The 19,163-nt window shown below is 73.4% G+C and carries 13 protein-coding genes and 1 other RNA gene; 5 read left to right on the top strand and 9 right to left on the bottom strand.

Annotated elements, in window-relative coordinates; translation table 11 throughout:
* Positions 1-150: 150 nt before the first annotated feature.
* Positions 151-1,122 (bottom strand): LysR family transcriptional regulator, encoded by a 972-nt coding sequence (locus tag OHA37_RS23970; RefSeq protein ID WP_266908359.1) that lies wholly within the window; start codon positions 1,120-1,122, stop codon positions 151-153.
* Positions 1,123-1,206: 84 nt separating this feature from the next.
* Between OHA37_RS23970 and OHA37_RS23965 the strand changes: the two genes are divergently transcribed.
* A complete protein-coding gene (locus tag OHA37_RS23965) occupies positions 1,207-2,469 on the top strand; it encodes an MFS transporter (protein ID WP_266908357.1) in 1,263 nt (420 codons plus the stop codon).
* A gap of 54 nt (positions 2,470-2,523) precedes the next feature.
* Here the strand turns inward: OHA37_RS23965 and ssrA are convergent.
* From ssrA to ftsE, 5 genes are all read right to left on the bottom strand, one after another.
* Positions 2,524-2,912: a transfer-messenger RNA gene (gene ssrA / locus OHA37_RS23960) on the bottom strand.
* Between the two features lie 127 nt (positions 2,913-3,039).
* A complete protein-coding gene (smpB, locus tag OHA37_RS23955; protein ID WP_266908355.1) occupies positions 3,040-3,525 on the bottom strand; it encodes an SsrA-binding protein SmpB in 486 nt (161 codons plus the stop codon).
* Positions 3,526-3,543: 18 nt separating this feature from the next.
* The gene (locus tag OHA37_RS23950; protein ID WP_266908353.1) at positions 3,544-4,770 is read right to left on the bottom strand and encodes a S41 family peptidase; all 1,227 of its coding nucleotides are present in this window, start codon (positions 4,768-4,770) and stop codon (positions 3,544-3,546) included.
* A gap of 67 nt (positions 4,771-4,837) precedes the next feature.
* Positions 4,838-5,761, bottom strand: a complete 924-nt coding sequence (gene ftsX, locus OHA37_RS23945; protein WP_266908351.1) for a permease-like cell division protein FtsX — start codon at positions 5,759-5,761, stop codon at positions 4,838-4,840.
* 17 nt (positions 5,762-5,778) lie between these two features.
* Positions 5,779-6,468 carry a cell division ATP-binding protein FtsE gene (ftsE, locus tag OHA37_RS23940; RefSeq protein ID WP_266908349.1) on the bottom strand — a complete coding sequence of 230 codons (690 nt, stop codon included), beginning with the start codon at positions 6,466-6,468 and terminating at the stop codon, positions 5,779-5,781.
* A 225-nt stretch (positions 6,469-6,693) separates the two neighbouring features.
* On the opposite strand from ftsE, the gene OHA37_RS23935 reads away from it, so the two are divergent.
* Positions 6,694-6,888 carry a hypothetical protein gene (locus OHA37_RS23935; RefSeq protein ID WP_266908347.1) on the top strand — a complete coding sequence of 65 codons (195 nt, stop codon included), beginning with the start codon at positions 6,694-6,696 and terminating at the stop codon, positions 6,886-6,888.
* A 133-nt stretch (positions 6,889-7,021) separates the two neighbouring features.
* Here the strand turns inward: OHA37_RS23935 and prfB are convergent, their stop codons facing one another.
* A complete protein-coding gene (gene prfB / locus OHA37_RS23930; RefSeq protein WP_266908345.1) occupies positions 7,022-8,131 on the bottom strand; it encodes a peptide chain release factor 2 in 1,110 nt (369 codons plus the stop codon).
* 313 nt (positions 8,132-8,444) lie between these two features.
* Here prfB and OHA37_RS23925 point away from each other — a divergent pair, with 313 nt between their 5' ends.
* Positions 8,445-9,524 (top strand): isopenicillin N synthase family dioxygenase, encoded by a 1,080-nt coding sequence (locus OHA37_RS23925; RefSeq protein ID WP_266908343.1) that lies wholly within the window; start codon positions 8,445-8,447, stop codon positions 9,522-9,524.
* A 191-nt stretch (positions 9,525-9,715) separates the two neighbouring features.
* Here the strand turns inward: OHA37_RS23925 and OHA37_RS23920 are convergent, their stop codons facing one another.
* Together OHA37_RS23920 and OHA37_RS23915 are read right to left on the bottom strand one after the other, a co-directional pair.
* Positions 9,716-10,966 (bottom strand): serine/threonine-protein kinase, encoded by a 1,251-nt coding sequence (locus OHA37_RS23920; protein WP_266908342.1) that lies wholly within the window; start codon positions 10,964-10,966, stop codon positions 9,716-9,718.
* Positions 10,967-11,137: 171 nt separating this feature from the next.
* Entirely contained in the window at positions 11,138-12,934 is a 1,797-nt protein-coding gene (locus OHA37_RS23915; RefSeq protein WP_266908340.1) for a serine/threonine-protein kinase, read from the bottom strand.
* A 517-nt stretch (positions 12,935-13,451) separates the two neighbouring features.
* On the opposite strand from OHA37_RS23915, the gene OHA37_RS23910 reads away from it, so the two are divergent.
* Entirely contained in the window at positions 13,452-17,594 is a 4,143-nt protein-coding gene (locus tag OHA37_RS23910; protein WP_266908338.1) for an FHA domain-containing protein, read from the top strand.
* A gap of 140 nt (positions 17,595-17,734) precedes the next feature.
* Positions 17,735-19,159, top strand: a complete 1,425-nt coding sequence (locus OHA37_RS23905; protein ID WP_266908336.1) for an ABC transporter substrate-binding protein — start codon at positions 17,735-17,737, stop codon at positions 19,157-19,159.
* The last annotated feature ends 4 nt before the right edge of the window (positions 19,160-19,163 follow it).

Raw genomic sequence — 19,163 nt, 5'->3', positions numbered from 1 at the left:
TCCACAGCTGCTGCGATCACGTCGCGCTCGTCGCGCTCGTCGGCCTTGTCCGGCTTGCCGGGCTCGTCGCGTCTCGTCCGTGGTGACGACCGTAGGAAGGGCTCGTTTCAGCCCCGGTCCCCGCCGGATGACCGGCGGGAAACCTTGCACTCACCCAGCGCCCGGGCCCGGTGTGAGCGCGGGCAGCCAGCTGTCCGCGGGGACCTCCAGCCAGCCGCGCCCGGCGCCGAGCTCCGCGGCAGCGGCGCGCAGGGCGTCGAGCCCGGGGTGGCTCATTCCCTTGCGCCACACCATGGCGAGCGGTGACAGCGGTACCGGCGCGGTCAGCGGCCGCTTGACGCAGCCGGGCATGTCGACGAAGTCCACCGTGGCGAGCACCGGATTGCCCGTCTTGACCATGACCCGGCGGAACTCGTCCTTGCCCATCGCCACCGGCGCGGGCGGCGCGGGCTCGATGCCCCGCCCGGCGAACAGCTCGCGCGCCAGCCCGGTCCACTCCAGGGTCCGCGGGTTCCCGGCCCCCGCGTACACCGTCTCCCCGCGCAGCGCGTCCAGGGGTACGGAGTCCAGCCCGGCCAGCGCGTGCCCCTCGGCCAGCACCACCGCGAGCGGCTCGTACCGTACGGGCGTCTGCGCGAGGCGGGCCCGCAGCGCCGGGTCGAGGCCGTCGGCGTACCCGAAGGAGACGTCGAGGCGGCCGGCGGCGATCTCGGCGGCGGCGTGGGTGAGCCCGGACTCGAAGCGGGCCATCAGCTCGCAGTCGGGGGCGAGCTCGCGGGCCCGGTCCAGGACGGCGCGCGCGGTGCCGGGGCCGTCGGTGTTGAGGTCGACGAGCAGCGGCCGGGCGGTGGTGTCCCCGGCGAAGGCGGCGGCCAGCTCCTCGTGGGCGCGCAGGACGCCCCGGGCCAGGGGCAGCAGCCGCTCCCCGTCGGAGGTGAGCTCGACGGCGCGGGTGGTGCGGGCGAACAAAGGCGCGCCCAGAGCCTGTTCGAGGCGGCGCACGTCCCGGCTCAGGGCCTGCTGGGCGACGTAGAGCCGGGCGGCGGCACGGGTGAAGTGCAGTTCCTCGGCCACGGCGAGGAAGGAGCGCAGCAGGCGGGGTTCGACGTCTCGGGGAGTCACCTGCGGAGACTAACAACACAGGGCGGTGAATCACCCCCGAACAGGTGTTGGACCCGTACGGCCCCTGGGCCCGAGCCTTGATCCATGCCCACCACCCCGCTGATGACCGTCACCGGCACCACCCTGGTCCTCGCCCCCGGCCCCGCCCCCACCCCCGGGCGGCCGGGTCGCCGCCCGGCCCGCACCCCCGGCCCGTACCGGCGGCTGTTCGCCCTCCCCGGCACCCGCGGCTTCACCACCGGGAACCTCATCGCCCGGCTCCCCATGGGCATGTTCGGGATCAGCGCCGTCATGATGATCGCGGGCCAGCGCGGCTCGTACGCCCTCGCCGGCGGGGTCGTCGCGGCCGGTCTGGCGGCCACCGCGGTCGTGGCCCCCTGGACCGCCCGGCTGGTCGACCGGCACGGGCAGGCCCGCGTCGCCGTACCGGCCACCCTGATCGCCGTACTCGGCTCCCTCTCGCTCGTCGCGTGCGTCCGCAGCGAGGCGCCCGCCTGGACCCTCTTCGCCTCCTACGCCGCCACCGCGACCACCCCCAACATCGGCGGCATGTCCCGCGCCCGCTGGACGCACCTGCTGAAGGGCGACCCCGCGGCGCACCACACCGCGATGTCCTTCGAACAGGCCGCGGACGAGCTGGCGTTCATGCTCGGGCCGGTGGTCGCCGCGTTCCTCTGCACCACCGTCTTCCCGGAAGCGGGCACGCTCGTCGGCGCCGCGCTGCTCCTGACCGGGATGCTGGTCTTCACGGCCCACCGCGCCACGGAGCCCCCGGCGGCGGCGCCGGTCCGCGGCAAGTCGCCGCTGCGGAGCCTGGGACGGCTGCTGCCGCTCTTCTTCGTCCTCGGCACGATGTTCGGCTCGCTGGAGATCACCTCCGTCGCCCACCTCGGCGGGCACGGCCTCGGCGCCCTCTCGGGCCCGGTCATCGCCCTCCAGGCGGCGGGCTCCTGCCTGGCCGGCCTGCTCTACGGCACCCTGCGCCCGCGCGGACTGCCGGTCTGCCTGGCCGTCCTGGCCGGGGCAATGGCCCTGCCCTGGGCGGCGGCCGCCACCGGCTCGGTGCTCGCCCTCGCCGCGGCCCTGCTCGCGGCCGGCACGGCCACGGCCCCGGTCATGGTCACCGCGATGTCCCGGATCCACGCCGTGACCCCGCCGGGTCGGCTCAACGAGGGCATGACCCTCGCCGTCACCGCCATCTTCGCGGGCATCTCGGCGGGCTCCGCGACGGCCGGCGCCGCGATCGACCACTGGGGCACGACGGCCCCGTACGTCCTCCCGGCGGCGGCGGCCCTGCTGGCCCTCCTCGTCGGCACGGGGACCGTGCGCGCCTCCCGGGGCGCCTGACACGACAAAGGCCCCGCAGCCTGATGGCCGCGGGGCCTTTGCCCAACATGGGGGTTGTGGAGATGGCGGGAATCGAACCCGCGTCCAACGGTGCAGAAGTAGGGCTTCTCCGAGCGCATTCCGCTGCGCTTTTCTCAGCCCCGGAGATCACACGGACAAGTCTCCGACGGGCTCAGTCACTGTTTGATTTCCCTCTATCCCCCGTGACCGGAGTTAGAGGTTTAGATCCCTAATTGACGCCAGGATCCGGACCGGGACCACTTCCGGGCTGACGCTCCTCACAGAGGCTTCAGCTCACTGTTATTAGGCAGCGAGGGTGAAGCGGGAGTTATCGCTCTTGGAGTTGGCGATTATTGTTTGCGACATATGGTTAACGAGATCATTGCCGCTTTCTCGGCTCGCTTCCCCTACATCGACATCCGCTGTCGAAACCGATCATCCCCATGTTTCACGCTGTTCAGTTATGAGATCCAGCAGGCGCTCTCCATGCGTCCCGCTCGACCGGCGCCACTCGCAAGCGTGTGGTGCTGACGCCATGGTACGCGACGTGGACCACACTCTGCCAGGACATTAAAGCTGGCCGCGCTCCTTGCGCTTCACGGCCGAGATCACCCGGTTCGTCTCGCGCGTGTCCTGCTTCTCGCGCAGCGACTGCCGCTTGTCGTACTCCTTCTTGCCCTTCGCCAGCGCGATCTCGATCTTCGCCCGGCCGTCCTTGAAGTACAGGGCGAGCGGCACGATCGTGTTGCCCGTCTCCCCCGTCTTCGAGTCGAGCTTGTCGATCTCCTCGCGGTGCAGGAGCAGCTTGCGCTTGCGCCGCGCGCTGTGGTTGGTCCAGGTGCCCTGGCTGTACTCGGGCACGTGCACGTTGTAGAGCCAGGCCTCGCCGCTCTCCACCGACACGAAGCCGTCCACCAGCGAGGCACGTCCCTGACGCAGGGACTTGACCTCGGTACCCGTGAGCACGAGACCGCACTCGTAGGTGTCGATGATCGTGTAGTCGTGCCGCGCCTTCTTGTTCTGGGCGATCAGCTTGCGCCCTGTTTCCTTAGCCATAGTGCGGTCATTTTCGCACTATGGACCCACCCCGATGCCACCCAATACCGTGCGGGCCCGTTCCTCGACCCGGTCCGCCGCCGCCAGGTCCGGGGTGATGCCCGCACCGTCCAGGCTGCGGCCCGCCGGAGTGCGGTACGTACCCACCGTCAGCTCCGCCACCGAACCGTCCGGCAGCTCCGTCGGCATCTGCACCGAGCCCTTGCCGAAGGTGCGGGTACCGACCGCCACCGCACGGCCCCGGTCCTGCAGGGCCCCGGTGACCAGTTCGGCCGCGCTCATCGTGCCGCCGTCGATCAACGCCACCAGGGGCCGGGCCGTATCGCCGCCCGGGGTCGCGTAGAGGGCGCGCTGGGCGCCGCGCACGTCGTACGTGGCCACCAGCCCGCCGTCCAGGAAGGCGGAGGCGGCCGTCACGGCCTCGGTGACCAGGCCGCCGGTGTTGCCGCGCAGGTCGAGCATGACCCCGCCGCCGGGCGGCGCGGCGCGCACCGCGGAGCGGACCCGGTCGCCGGAACCCCGGGTGAAGGAGGCGACCTTGATGACCGTGATCCCGCCGGGCAGTTCGCGCACCGTCACCGGCTCGCTGCGCAGCCGCTCGCGCCGCACGGTCTGCGTGAGGTCGGCCCCGCCACGGGTCAGCTTCAGGACCACGGGGGTGCCGGCCTCGCCGCGCAGCAGGGCCACCACCTCGGCCACCTTGAGCCCGGTCACGCTCTGCCCGTCGATGCTGAGCAGCCGGTCCCCGGCGCGCATCCCGGCCCGCGCCGCGGGGCTGCCGGGCTGCACCCGGTCGATCTCGATGCGGCCGTCGCGCAGCCGCCCGGCCCACAGGCCGACGCCCGTCCAGTGGCCGTCCAGGTCGTCGGCGAAGGCCTCGTACTCGCCCTGGTCGTACACCGCGGCCCAGCGGTCCCCGCTGCGGCTGACCACCTCCTGGGCCGCCGACTTCGCGGACTTGCCCTCGGCGACGGCCTCGGCGGCCGCGCGGGCCACCGCGTCCCGGTCGGCGGTGCCCGTCTCGCGGTGCGCCTGCGCCGGTGCCCGCGTCCCGGGCAGGGCCCCGGCCGCGGAGGGCTCCGTACCCGCCACCAGCGCGGCGGGACGCGCGGCCCGCCCGGCGCCGGGGTACTCCCAGCTCCCGGTGCAGGCACCGGCCCCCACGGCGGCGAGGAAGAACAACGTCAAAACGGCCCCGCGACGCACGTCGCGGGGCCGGAGACAGAGGGCGGGCAGTCCCGGCATGGCGCCGAGTCTAGGACAAGGCCCGCGGCGGTACGGGTGGTTGGCCGTACCGCTCGCGGGGCGCTCGTCACACCTTCAGGTACTTGCGCAACGCGATGAAGGCGGCCAGCGAGGGCATCAGCACGCCGATCACGAGCACCAGCGGCAGCTTGGTCAGGACCGAGTCCCAGCCGATGAAGTTGATGAGCTCCATCTTCTCGCGCAGTGCGGCGCCGTGGTCGATCACGAAGTACTGGCCGGCGCCGAGCATCCCGCAGGCGAGCAGCGCGCCGATCAGGCCGGCGAAGGCCGCCTCCATGATGAACGGCACCTGGATGTAGAAGCTGGAGGCGCCCACCAGGCGCATGATCCCGGTTTCGCGCCGACGGCTGAAGGCCGAGACGCGCACCGTGTTGACGATCAGCAGCAGGGCCACGATCAGCATGATCAGCATGATGCCGAGGGCGGCCAGGTTGAGGTAGCCGAGGAGCTTGAAGAGGTTGTCCGTCACACTGCGCTGGTCCTCGACGGCCTGGACGCCGTCACGGCCGGAGAAGGAGGTCGTGATGACCTTGTACTTCTCGGGCTGCTTCAGCTTCACCCGGAAGGATTCCTGCATCTGGTCCGGGGTGATGGAGGCCGCCAGGGGGGTCTTGCCGAACTGCTCCTGGTAGTGCTTGAAGGCCTCGTCGGCGGATTCGTAGGTGACGCCCTTGACGAGGTCCATGCCCTTGAGTTCGGCTTCCAGGGCCTGCTTCTGCTCCGGGGTCACCGCTCCCTTGGAGCAGGCGGAGCCACCCACGGTCTCCGCGTCGTTCTTGTTGCAGAGGTAGATGGAAACGTTGGCCTTGTCGTACCAGTACCCCTTCATCTTGCTCACCTGGTCGCGCATGAGCAGGGAACCGCCGAACAGGGCCAGCGACAGGGACACGGAAATGATGACCGCGAAGGTCATGGTCAGATTGCGGCGGAGACCGACCCCGATCTCCGACATGACGAACTGGGCGCGCATCGCGTCTCAGGAGCCTTTCAGTGCTGGTAGCCGTAGACGCCGCGCGACTGGTCGCGGACGAGACGGCCCTGCTCGAGTTCGATGACGCGCTTGCGCATCTGGTCGACGATCTGCTGGTCATGGGTCGCCATGATCACGGTGGTGCCGGTCCGGTTGATCCGGTCCAGCAGCTTCATGATGCCGACGGAGGTCTGGGGGTCCAGGTTGCCGGTGGGCTCGTCCGCGATCAGCAGCGCCGGCCGGTTGACGAAGGCACGGGCGATGGCCACGCGCTGCTGCTCACCGCCCGAGAGCTCGCCGGGCATCCGGTCCTCTTTGCCGCCGAGGCCGACGAGTTCCAGTACCTGGGGAACGGCCTTCCTGATCTCGCCGCGAGGTCTGCCGATGACCTCCTGGGCGAAGGCCACGTTGTCGGCCACCGACTTGTTGGGCAGCAGGCGGAAGTCCTGGAAGACGGTCCCCAGCTGGCGCCGCATCTGCGGAACCTTCCAGTTGGAGAGCTTGGCGAGGTCCTTGCCCAGGACGTGCACCTGGCCGTGGCTCGCCCGCTCCTCGCGCAGGATGAGCCGCATGAAGGTGGACTTGCCGGAGCCGGAGGAGCCGACCAGGAAGACGAACTCGCCCTTCGCGATGTCCAGAGAAACATCTCTGAGTGCGGGGCGGCTCTGCTTCGGGTAGGACTTGGAGACGTTGTCGAATCGGATCACGGGTGCACCACGGTCGCCGGGAGTAGGTGTGCGTGACCATACGCGAACAGGCGCGAGGTGTGGACCCGGCGTCCGGAGTTGCCCGATATATCCCCTGGTCCGAGAGGTGCCCGACCGCGATTGCACGGAGGGGCCGCGCCGAATGTCATCGAAGCTGGCACAGTGGGAGGGGGAACGGACCGTTTCCCGCGACCGTTGTAACCGAGGGGACGAAAGGAGGAGCGCATGACATATGACCGGCTCGTGTGCGCGAACTGCGCCGCACCCGTCAGCCAGGGCCGCTGCCCGGTGTGCCGGGCGAACCGGGGGCGCCTCCAGCAGGAGGACCCCTTCTCCGGCGGTCTCAACCCGGTGGCGCTCATCGCGCTGCTGGTGATCCTGGTGGCCGCGCTGGCACTGGTGGCTCAGCAGACGGCGTAGTTCCTCAGCCGCCACGTCCCGATCAGACGTACGGAAGCACATACACGGAAGGGCCCGGACACCTTGACGGCGTCCGGGCCCTTCCTGCTGCTCTGACTGCTCTGACCAGCGTTTTCCCTGCGTATCCGCGAACCTACGCGGTCTGCTCCTGCTGCTTGCGCCAGCGGATCCCGGCCTCCAGGAAGCCGTCGATCTCGCCGTCGAGCACCGCCTGCGGGTTGCCGACCTCGAACTCCGTCCGGAGGTCCTTGACCATCTGGTACGGGTGCAGGACGTAGGAGCGCATCTGGTTGCCCCAGGAGCTTCCGCCGTCCTTGAGGGCGTCCATCCTGTCCTTCTCCTCCTGGCGGCGCCGCTCGAGCAGCTTGGCCTGGAGGACGTTCATCGCGCTGGCCTTGTTCTGGATCTGCGAGCGCTCGTTCTGGCAGGACACCACGATGCCGGTCGGCAGGTGCGTGATGCGCACCGCGGAGTCGGTCGTGTTGACGCCCTGGCCGCCGGGGCCCGAGGCGCGGTACACGTCCACGCGCAGCTCGCCCTCGTCGATCTCGACGTGGTCGCTGGACTCGACGACCGGCAGCACCTCGACACCCGCGAAGGAGGTCTGGCGGCGGCCCTGGTTGTCGAAGGGCGAGATCCGGACGAGGCGGTGCGTGCCCTGCTCGACCGAAAGGGTGCCGTAGGCGTACGGGGCCTTGACCACGAAGGTGGTCGACTTGATGCCGGCCTCTTCCGCGTACGAGGTCTCGTAGATCTCGGTCGGGTAGCCGTGGCGCTCGGCCCAGCGCAGGTACATGCGCTGGAGGCGCTCGGCGAAGTCGGAGGCGTCCACGCCGCCGGCCTCGGCCCGGATGTTGACCAGCGCCTCGCGCTCGGCGTACTCGCCGGAGAGCAGGGTGCGGACCTCCATCTCGTCCAGCGCCTTGCGCACGGAGACCAGCTCGGTCTCCGCCTCGGCGAGGGTGTCCGCGTCGTCCATCTCCTGGGCGAGGTCGAACAGCACCGCCAGGTCGTCGATGCGCCCGCGCAGGCTCTCGGTCTTACGGACCTCCGCCTGGAGGTGCGAAAGCTTGCTCGTGATCTTCTGGGCGGCCTCCGGGTCGTCCCACAGGGACGGCGCGGCGGCCTGCTCCTCGAGCACGGCGATATCTGCCCTCAGCTTGTCGAGGTCCAGGACGGCCTCGATCGACCCCATGGTCGAGGAGAGGGACTTCAGCTCTTCGGAAACATCGACGACTGCCACGGGTCCAGCGTAGCCGGTCCCCGGGGGACGCTCTCCGGCCAGGCCGAATCCCCCGTACTAATGGAGGGTCGCACGGGCGTACGCTCACGATATGACCGTCTTCCTCGTCAAGCGCCGCCATGTGGACCACATGCGTGTCACGACGACGAGCTGTCTGCCGCCGGACCTGCCCCAAGCCTGATCCACCCCGATCCGACTTGGTCCTGTACGCGGCCTCGCGGTCCCGGCGCCAACCCTGCCGGCGGCCCTCCCCAGCCGCGGCCCCCGCCACCCCTGGGGACAGGACCCCGTGACATCCCGAAACGGAGCCGTCATGCCGTCCGCGCACCCTTCTCCTGCTTCTCCTGCTTCTTCTCCTGCTTCTTCTCCTTCGCCTTCCTCTGTCTCTCCTTCCTCCGCGGCCACCTCCCTTCCGGTCCTGGACCTGTCCCAGGCGGACGATCCGGCGCTGCGCGATTCCTTCCGCAAGGAACTGCACGCGGCCGCCCGGGACAGCGGCTTCCTGCACCTCACCGGGCACGGGGTCACCGCCGCCGAGACCACTCGGATCCTGGACCTGACCAGGGCGTTCTTCGCCCTCCCGGAAGCTGACCGGCTGGCGGTGAGCAATCTCAACTCCCCGCACTTCCGCGGCTACACCCGCATCGGGCACGAGCTGACCGGCGGCGCCTCCGACTGGCGCGACCAGCTCGACGTGGGCGCGGAGCGGGAGGCGCGGGAGGTCGGACCGGACGACCCGGCGTACCTGTGGCTGGAGGGCCCGAACCAGTGGCCCGCGGCGCTGCCGGAACTGCGGGACGCGGTGCTGGCGTGGCAGTCCCGGCTGGCGGCGGTGGCCCACCGCCTGCTCCAGGAGCTGCTCGCCTCGATCGGCGCCCCGGCGGACTTCTTCGACGCGGCCTTCGCGGACCGGCCCCACCTGCACACGAAGCTGATCCGCTACCCGGGATCCGCGCCGACGGGCACCGACCAGGGGGTCGGGGCCCACAAGGACTACGGCTTCCTCACCCTGCTCCTCCAGGACTCGGTGGGCGGGCTCCAGGTGGTCCGGGACGGGGCCTTCCTGGACGTCCCCCCGCTGCCGGGGGCCTTCGTGGTCAACCTGGGCGAGCTGCTGGAGATCGCGACGGAGGGGTACCTGACGGCGACGGACCACCGCGTGGTGAGCCCGGCGGGGGCGGTGGAGCGGTTCTCGGTGCCGTTCTTCTACAACCCGCGCCTGGACGCCGTCATCGAGACGGTCCCGGGCGACTACCTGGACGCGGCGCCGGGGATAGCGCACGACGCGTCGAACCCGCTGCACGCGGAGTACGGCCGCAACGAACTGAAGGGCTGGGTCCGCGCCCACCCGGCGGTGGCGCGGCGCTGGCACCCGGAACTGACGGAGGCGTAGCCCTACCTCTGGGGCGCCGCTCATCAAGCGCCGGAGGGGCTGGATTCAGCCTGGTCGGGGCCGGATTGCCCGCAGGGCGATTCCAGCCCCGCCGGCGTTCGAGGCGCGGGGTCCGGGGCGGAGCCCCGGGGAACGGCGGAAGGGCGGGTCGGGGACTTCGCCCCGCAGGGCCCACCCAGCCGCGCCCCCGGCTACGGGGACGTAGAGCCCGACTGCTTGTTGTCCTGGGGCGGCGCCGAGTCGGAGGAGACGGCCAGCCAGCTGCCGACACCCACCGCGGCGGCCAGCGCAACCGCGGCAGCGGACAGCGCGAGCCTCCGCTTGCGGACGGTCTCCGCCCGGTGCCGCGCGGACCCGGGCCGGTGCCCCCCGGCGGGACGCGGGACCCGGGCGGTGCCCAGGGCCCCGCCCGCCAGCTCGTCCGGCCCCGGCACCCGCATCGAGGTGTGGGTGTCCCGGTTGGAGTCGGTGGAGGAGCCGGGGACCAGCGGCACCACACCCCGCCGCCGCACCGGATCCGCGGCGGCGGCGGCCTCCGGTTCCGGGAACTCCGCCTGCTCCGGCTCGTCCGGCTCGTCCACGTCCAGCGGCGGCATCCCCGCCAGCAGCGGCAGCAGGTCCCGCAGCCGCAGGGAGAGCTCCGAGGCCCGCAGCCGCGAGGCGGGGGCCTTCGCCAGGCACTGGACCATCAGCTGCCACAGCTCGTCGGGGATGCCGGGCAGCGGGACGACGGTCTCCGTCACGTGGCGCCGCAGCACCGCCCCGGGATGCCCGCCGCCGAAGGGCGTGAAACCGGCGAGGAGTTCGTACAGCACGGTGGCCAGGGCGTAGATGTCCACCGCCGCGCGCGGCGGCAGCCCCTCCACGATCTCCGGCGCCAGGTAGTCGGGCGTGCCGATGATCCGGGTGGTGGGGGCCGAGGCCCGGCCGCCGGTGGACCGGCGCGGGGAGTCGATGAGCTTGGCCACGCCGAAGTCGGTGAGCAGCGCCGGATGCGCGCCGCCCGGGCCGAGCGGGCCCTGCATGTCGAGCAGGACGTTCTCCGGCTTCACGTCCCGGTGTACGACCCCGGCCGCGTGCGCGGCGGCCAGCGCGTCGGCGACGTCCGCGACGATGGCGACGGCCGCCTCGGGGGCGAGCCGCCGCTCGCGGTCGAGGCGCGTGCGCAGGTCCGTACCGCGAACGAGGTCCATGACGAGGGCGAGGTCGTTGCCGTCGACGACGAGGTCGCGGACGCAGACGACGTGCGGGTGCTCCAGGCCCAGGAGCGCGCTGCGCTCCTGGACGAACCGTCCGACGAGTTCCTGGTCGGACGCGAGGTCCTCGCGCAGCAGTTTGACGGCGACGGGGCCGTCAGGCCCCTCGCCCAGCCACACCGTGCCCGCGCTGCCGCGTCCCAGGATCTGGTGCGCGGTGTACCGGCTGCCGATCTTCCGTGCCACGACTGCTCCCTCAGCGGCTGGAGTACGTGCCAAAGCTACGCGGCCGGATGGGGGTTGTAGTCCACGGATCGCGGCGACCTTCACTTCTGCGGGCGAAATCACGTCCCAGAAGTCGACAAATCCATGAAGTCGCCGCTACGCGAGCTGATTCGGGCCAATTCGAAGGCCGGATCAGCGGCTCGTGCCGCCTCCCGTGGCCTCGCCGATCGTGCTCACCCAGTCCACGGCGTCCGAGCCCCAGGTCCACACCTGGTCCCACCAGCCGCGGCCGGTACCGACCCACTCCTGGAGCGGGGTCAACTCCCAGACCAGCCAGCCCGCCACGAAGAGCACCAGGATCATCACCAGGCAGCCCTTGAGGCAGCCCAGTCCCGGAATCTTCACCGGATTCGCACTGCGGCGCGGCTCGCGGGGCTCCCTGCGCTCCGGCTGGCGGCCCGGCGGCGGACCCTGAGGGGGCTGCTGCTGGGGCGGCGGCTGAGGCTGGCGGTACTGAGGCTGCTGCTGCGGCTGCTGGTACTGCTGGGGGTGCTGCTGCTGCGGCTGGTAGTGCTGCGGCGGGGGCTGCGGCGCGTACTGCTGCTGCTGGTACTGCTGGGGCTGCTGGTACTGCTGCGGCGGCGGGGCCTGTCGGTACGGCTGCTGCTGCTGCGGAGGCTGCTGCGGTCGCTGCGGCTGCTGCTGGGGCCGCTGGGGCTGCTGGTGCTGCTGCTGCGGCGGCGGGCCCTGGCGCTGCGGCCGGCGGCGCAGGGGGTCCTCGCTCGGGTCCAGGTACTGCATCTGCGTCTGCTCGTTGCGGTCGCGGGCGGCCCGCATCTGCGACTGCCACGGGTGCGGGGAGTCCGGCCGCTGCACGGGCGGCATCACGGAGGTCGGGTCGGCGCCGGGCGCCCCCGTGCTCGGGAGCACCGACGTGGCGTCGGCCGCGCCGACCGGCGGCATCACGCTGGTCATGGCGTTGGGGTCGTAGGCGCCCATCGGGGAGGCCCCCGCGGAGCCGCCGGGCAGCATCTGCGTGGCGTCCGCGGCGCCCGGGGTCTCGGGCACCGGCGCGGGCGAGGGGTCGGGGGCGAGCAGCGCGCCGACGCCGAGGGCGGCCTCGACCTCGGCGGCCGTGGAGTGCACGCCGATGCCGGAGGCGACCACGCGCAGGCCGCGCGCCAGGGTCTCCGCGCTCGGGCGCTCGTAGGGCTCCTTGCGCATGCAGCGCTCGATGACCGTCCAGAGCGGCTCGGGCACGTTCGGCGGGCGCTGCGGCTCCTCGCTGAGGTGGCGGTGCAGGACCTCCAGCGCGGTACCGCCGGCGAAGGGCGGCCGGCCGGTGAGGAGCTCGTAGAGCAGGATGCCGGCGCCGTAGATGTCGACGGCGGAGGTCTGCGGGCGGCCCTCGGCGGACTCGGGGGCGACGTAGGCCGGGGTGCCGACGAACTCGTGCGTGCGCGTCAGGCCCGGGGAGTCGGCCAGGCGCGCGATGCCGAAGTCGGTGAGCATCGGCTTCATCTGGCCGTCGCGCTCGTCGACCAGGACGTTGGCGGGCTTCAGGTCCCGGTGCACCACGCCGTCGGCGTGGCTGGCGGCGAGCGCGTCCGCGATCTGGGCGGTGAGCAGGCTCGCGGCGACCGGGCTGAAGGGGCCGTTCTCGCGCAGGTACCGGTGCAGGTCCGGACCGTCGATGAGGTCCATGACGAGGGCGAGGAGATCGCCCTCGACGACGAGGTCGCGGGTGCGGACGATGTTGGGGTGGGTCAGGCGCAGCAGGACGGAGCGCTCGCGCAGGAAGCGCATGACGATGTCCGGGTCCTGGGCCAGCTCCTCCTTGAGGACCTTGATGGCCACGGTCTCGCCGGCGTGCCCGGCCACCGCCGCCTCCGCACCTGCCGCCTCACGCTGGCGGGCGCGCCAGACGGTGCCCGTGGCGCCGCGCCCGAGCGGCTCCTCGAGCAGGTACTTGCTGCCGACTGGCCGCACGTCGCGCGCTCCCTGCTGTCGTCGATTCCGGCGAGTGATCCGTGCACGGTCCGCGCTTGGCCGACGCTCGGTCGACGCTTGGTCCGCGCTTGATCTGCGAAATGGTTTTCCGGCCCACTCTAGGGCTTGTCCCGAGGGAAGACGCGGGCCGAGGGAGGTTGGTTGCCGCACATATGCACGAAGGGTGATGTTTGTGGCGTATGCCGGGGGCGATTTTCCCGTCCTTCGTGTCCGTATCCGATCGGTCCGCCTGCAGGTCCGGTGCCGGTCCGCGACCGATCAAGATCACTTGCCGGTGGGTGGCGGGCGTGTTGAGGACGACAGGTGCGAGGATGCACCCGTACGGAACGGCCGGGACGGGAGCCCCGCCTTCCGGGCAGACCTGACCGGACGACGCGTCCGTGCCGGGTGGGGGCGGACGGACGGGCACCACGTGCGAACGGCACGGGTGATCCCTCCCGCGGGTCCCTGCCGGGCGCACACACCGCGCACCGCGCAGAAGGGACCGCTGACGGCGATGCAGATCCGGCTGACCGTCCTTGGGTCGGGGTCGCGCAGCGGCCACCAGACCGCCACCGCGACCGCCTCCGGCGGGGGGACCGGCCCAGGAGGCGCGCCGGCGAGCTGTGACGTGCTCGTCACCGCGCCCGCCGGCACCGCGCTGTCCGCGGTGGCCTCCGGACTCGCGGCGACCGTCGGCGGACCCGACACCGGGGGCACGGTCGTGCTGTACGCCGGTACGGAGCGGCTGGACCCGGCGCGGTGCGCGCTCGGCGAGCCGCCGCTCGTGGACGGGGCGGTGCTGTCCCTGAACGTGCCCGGCCCCGACGTCCGCACGGACGGGACCGCGGCCGCGACCGCCCTCGGCGACGGGCCGCAGCTGCACGTCGTGGCCGGGCCGGACGCCGGCGGGGTCCACCTGCTGCACCCGGGGGCGATCCGGATCGGGCGCTCGGCCGACGCGGACGTCCCGCTGGACGATCCGGACGTATCGCGCCTGCACTGCACCGTGACGGTGCTGCCCGACGGGCGGGTGGCGGTGGCCGACCTCGGGTCGACGAACGGTACGACGCTCGACGGCGCGGTGGTCGGCGCCGAGCGGGTGGCGCTCGCGCCGGGGGCGCTGCTGCGGGTCGGCGAATCCACCCTCCGCCTGGCCGTGGGCCCGGGCCCCGCTCCCCTCCCCCTCACCCCTGACCTGGAGGGCCACCTCTCCGTCCCCCTCGCGGGATCCGATCCCGAGGGCGGCGACCCTGACGGTGCGGGGGCCGGCGCTACGCCCGGCAGCCCGGCGGGGTCACACCCCGACGGCGGCGCCACCGGCGGAGCCTGGACCGGCGCTACGCCCGGCAGCCCGGCGGGGTCACACCCCGACGGCGGCGCCACCGGCGGAGCCTGGACCGGCGCTACGCCCGGCAGCCCGGCGGGGTCACACCCCGACGGCGGCGCCACCGGCGGAGCCTGGACCGGGGTTACGCCCAGCAGCCCGGCGGGGTCGCACACCGGAGGCGGCGCCTCCGGCGGCGCTTGGCCCGCGGCTGCGTCGGGCACCTCGGGCGGGTCGTACCCCGAGGGCGGTACCTCCGGCGGAGCCCGGGGCGCCGGGGCGTACCCCGACGCCGGGAGCCGGGGGGCACAGGGGCAGATCCCCCACCCCGCCCCTTCCCGAAACGGGGGCTCCGCCCCCGACCCCGTCAGGCCCGGGTACGGCGCCCCCGGCGCGCCCGCGGCGCACTGGGACGGCAGCGCCGGAACGGTCCCCGCCGCCCGGAGCACCGAGCATCACACCGGAGGCGGCCGCAGCGGCCCGTCCGGCCCCGCTTCCGCGGACCCCTGGCCCTACGGGGAGACCGACCGGGACGGCGACGCCGGCTCCCTGCGCGCAGGCCGGATCGCCAGGCCCGCGTCCGGGTCCGGCACCGCGGGTGCCGGACACCACTCGCTCCCCGACCGACCCGCCGCCGGACAGTACGGCGGAGCACCACACGAGGGCGGAGCCGCCGGACAGTACGCCGCACCGGCGCACCCGGGCGCAGCCCCGGGCCAGTACACGCAAGCCGCAGCCCCCGGCCGGCACGCCGGAGCAGCACAAGACGGCGGAACCGCACACGGCGCCGACCTCCCGGGCCGCCACACCGGGGCAGCGCACCGCGACGGCTACCCCGGCGGGCACGCCGGAGCAGCACAGGACGGCGGAGCCCCCGGCCGGCACGCCGGAGCAGCGCACCGCGACGGGCACGCCGGCGCAGCATCAGGCGGCGGAGCCGCACACGACGCCGGTGCCCCCGGTCGGCACGCCGGGGCAGCACCAGACGCCGCAGCCCCCGGACAGTACGGCGGAGCCGCGCACGGCGCCGGCGCCCCCGGGCAGCCGCACCCGGCCGGAGCCACCGGCCCGTACGCCGGAGCAAGGCACGCGGGCGCGGCCGCCGGGCCGTCCGGGCACGCCGGGGCAGGGGCGGCCCGGCAGACCGGGGTCGAGCATCACGGGGCGGGCGGCTGGGAGGAGTCCGAGCCGGTCCGCGCGGCCGAGGGCGGGCCGGAGCCCCGGCGTGGGGCGCGTCGCGGGATCGGGGCCTGGGCGCGCAAGTGGGTGCGCGGGGCGGAGGCCGCCGAGGTGGAGGTGGTCACCGAGACCGCGGCCGTCGTCGCCGTACGGCCGGGCTCCGACGATCCCGCGACCCTGCTGCTCACCGCCCTGGGGCCGGCCCCGCGGCTGTGGGCCGGTCCCGCCGGGCTCGACGTCACGCTCGGCGCGGGCAGCGAGGTCGCGCTCCGCGAGACCGGCGCGCTCGGGATCGCCGGCCCCCGGGCCCGGCTGACCGGTGTGGCCCGCTCCGTCATCGCCCGGCTCGCGGCCCTGCACGCCCCGGGCCAGCGTCTGGAGATCGTGCTGATCTCCACCGACCGGGCCCGACCGCTCGCCGAACGCCGCCGCGACTGGGGCTGGCTCGGCTGGCTGCCCCACGTACGCCCCGCGCACGGGCAGGACTGCCGGCTGCTGCTCGCGTACGACCGCGATCAGGCGGCCGCCCGCGCCGGGGAGCTGACCCGGCGGCTCGACGACGGCCCCCTCGGCACCCATTGGGCCACCGCGGGCCCGGACGCGGTGCGCGAGGCCTCGTACGGCTACCGCGGCCCCTTCACCCTCCTGGTCCTCGACGGGGACCCCGGTCCCGGGGCGCTGCGGGACATCACCAGCCGGCTGGCCTCGCACGGGCCGGCCGCCGGGATCCACGTGCTGGCCCTGGCCGAGGCGCCGGCCGCGACGCCCGCCTCGCCCGTCACCGAGACCTACGAGGCCGCCTGCGCGGCCGCCCCCGCCTTCCGCGACTGCGGGACCGCGGCCCTGCTGAGCGGTGATGTGGCCACGACCGTACGGACCTTCGCGGTCTCGGGCGGCAGACCGGCCGCCACCGGGGCGACGGCCACGGCGGACGCCGTATCGGCGGCCTGGGCGGAGCGGTTCGCCCGTGCCCTGGCCCCCCTGAAGGCCGACTCCCCGGTCGTGGAGGGCGGTTACCGTCCGGCCGCCGCCAATCTGCCCCAGACCTCCCGGCTGCTGGACGAGTTGGGGCTGGCCCGGGCCACCCCGGCCTCCCTGATGGCCCGTTGGGCCGCCGCCACGGATCAGGGGCAGCGCGTCGGCGGGCTCGCGGAGATAGTCCTCGGCACCGGCCGGCGCGGGCCGGTGGGCGCCGAACTGGTCACCGACGGGCCGCACGTACTGATCGAGGGGCCCGCCGGCAGCGGCCGTACGGAACTGCTGCGTACCTTGGCGGCCTCCCTGTCGGCCGCCGCCCGGCCCGACCGGCTCGGCCTGGTCCTGCTCGACGGGGCCGGCGGCGAGCGCGGCGACGGCCTGCTGCCCTGTACGGAGCTGCCGCACGTCTCCGCGCACCTGATCGCCTCGGACCCGCTGCGCATGCGGGAGTTCGCGCAGGCGCTGGGTGCGGAGCTGAAGCGGCGGGCCGAGCTGCTGGACGGGGTGCCGTTCTCCGAGTGGCACGCCGTGCGCGAGGTCTCCGACCGGATGGTCTCGCCCCGCCAGCCCACCCCCGGCGAGCTGCGCGGCGACCTAGAACCCCAGCGTTCCGGCACCCTGCGGCTGCGTTCCTCGGCCACCCGTACCGATCCTGCGGCCGGGCCCAGCCCGCTGCCGCGCCTGGTCGTGCTCGTGGACGACTTCGACGCACTGGTCGCGCCGGGCCTGGGCAGCACCGGCCGGCCCGCCGCCGGTTCGGTGGTCCGCGCGCTGGAGGCGGTGGCCCGCGAGGGAGCCCGCCTCGGGGTGCACCTGATCGCCACCAGTGCCCGCCCGGACCGAACGGCCGACACCGAGCTGGCCCGGCTGACGACCCTGCGCGTGGAGCTCGACGCCCCCGACCAGCCGGGCCCCGGCCGGGGCGTGCTCCGGTACGCCGACGGGCGCACGGTCCCCTTCCAGGGCGGCCGGGTCACCGGCCGGATCCCCCGGACGGCGACGCTGCGGCCGACGGTGGTGCCGGTGGAGTGGGAGCGGATGGGCGATCCGCCGGCCCGCCGCCCGGTCCGCGAGCTGGGCAACGGCCCGACCGACCTGGCGCTGCTGGCCAGCGCCCTGGACCGGGCCTCGCACCTGGTCTCGGCGGTGCCGGTGCTGTTCCCGCCGGCCCCCTGAACCGGCCCGCCGGCCAAGCCCCCCAGGGGTCTTGCACGCACCCCCGTACACCGCGAGGCGGTATTGCGGGGGTGCGCGGGGCGGCGTAGACCTTGTGGCACGGGACACACCATCGCCAGCGAGGCATCGGGGGCACCGCCATGCGCAAGCACGGAACGAGCCGCACGACATCCCATACATCGCAGACACCGCAGACACCGCAAACACCCCGGACATCTCACGCCCGACGGCGCACTTGGGCCGCTCTGGTCGTGGTCGGCGCGCTCGCGCTCAGCGCCTGCGGCAGCGACGGCAAGGAGCCCGCGAAGGGCACGGACGGCCCCACCACCGAGGGCGGGCCGGTCGTCGCGCTGCCCCGTCTCGACGGGGAGAAGCTGGAGGTCGCCGCCGTCTGGACGGGCGCGGAGCAGGCGAACTTCGTCAAGGTCCTGAAGGAGTTCGAGCGGCGGACGGGCGCCACGGTGACCTTCGTCCCGGCGCAGGACCCGATCGTCACCTTCCTCGGCTCGAAGATCGCGGGCGGCGCCCCGCCGGACGTGGCGCTGCTCCCGCAGGTCGGGGCGCTGGTCGCGGCGGTCAAGAACAAGTGGGCGCAGCCGGTGGGAGCGGCCGCGCAGGCCCAGCTCGACCAGAACTACTCGCCCGGCTGGAAGACGCTCGGCGCGGTCGAGGGCACCCAGTACGGGGTCTACTACAAGGCCGCCAACAAGTCTCTGATCTGGTACAACGCGAAGGCCTTCGAGGCGGCGGGCGTACGGCCCCCGGCGACCTGGAAGGAACTCCTCACGGCGGCCGACACCCTGTCCGCGTCCGGTACCCCGGCGGTTTCGGTGGCCGGGGCCGACGGCTGGACCCTGACCGACTGGTTCGAGAACGTCTACCTCTCGCAGGCGGGCCCGGAGAAGTACGACCAGTTGGCGAAGCACCAGATCAAGTGGACGGACGACAGCGTCAAGCAGGCGCTGACCTCGCTCGCCGAACTGTTCGGCCGCAAGGACTTCCTGGCGGGCGGCCAGAGCGGGGCGCTGGCGACCGAGTTCCCGAAGTCGGTGACGCAGACCTTCACCGGCGGCGACCGGCCGGCCGCCGCGATGGTCTTCGAGGGCGACTTCGTGGCGGTCAACATCGCCCAGACCGACGCGAAGGTGGGCACGGACGCGCTGGTCTTCCCGTTCCCGGCGGTCGGTGCCAAGGCGCCGGTGGTCTCGGGCGGGGACGTGGCGGTCGCGCTGAAGGACTCGAAGGGCGCGCAGGCGCTGCTGACGTTCCTGGCCTCGGTGGACTCGGCGCGGATCCATGCCCGTGAGGGCGGCTTCCTCTCCCCGAACAAGGCGCTCGAACCGGACGCGTACCCGAACGACATCCAGCGCGGCATCGCCGAGGCCCTGATCGCGGCGGGCGACAACTTCCGCTTCGACATGTCGGACCAGGCCCCGGCGGCCTTCGGCGGAACCCCGGGCGCGGGCGAGTGGAAGGCGCTCCAGGACTTCCTGGCGAACCCGGCCGACGTCGCGGGGACGCAGGCGAGGCTGGAGGCGGACGCGGCCAAGGCCTACGGGAACTGATCCC

It is taken from the genome of Streptomyces sp. NBC_00335, assembly GCF_036127095.1.
Taxonomy (GTDB): domain Bacteria; phylum Actinomycetota; class Actinomycetes; order Streptomycetales; family Streptomycetaceae; genus Streptomyces.
Note: the sequence above shows the minus strand (reverse complement) of the source record. Positions and strands in the feature narration are given on the sequence as shown.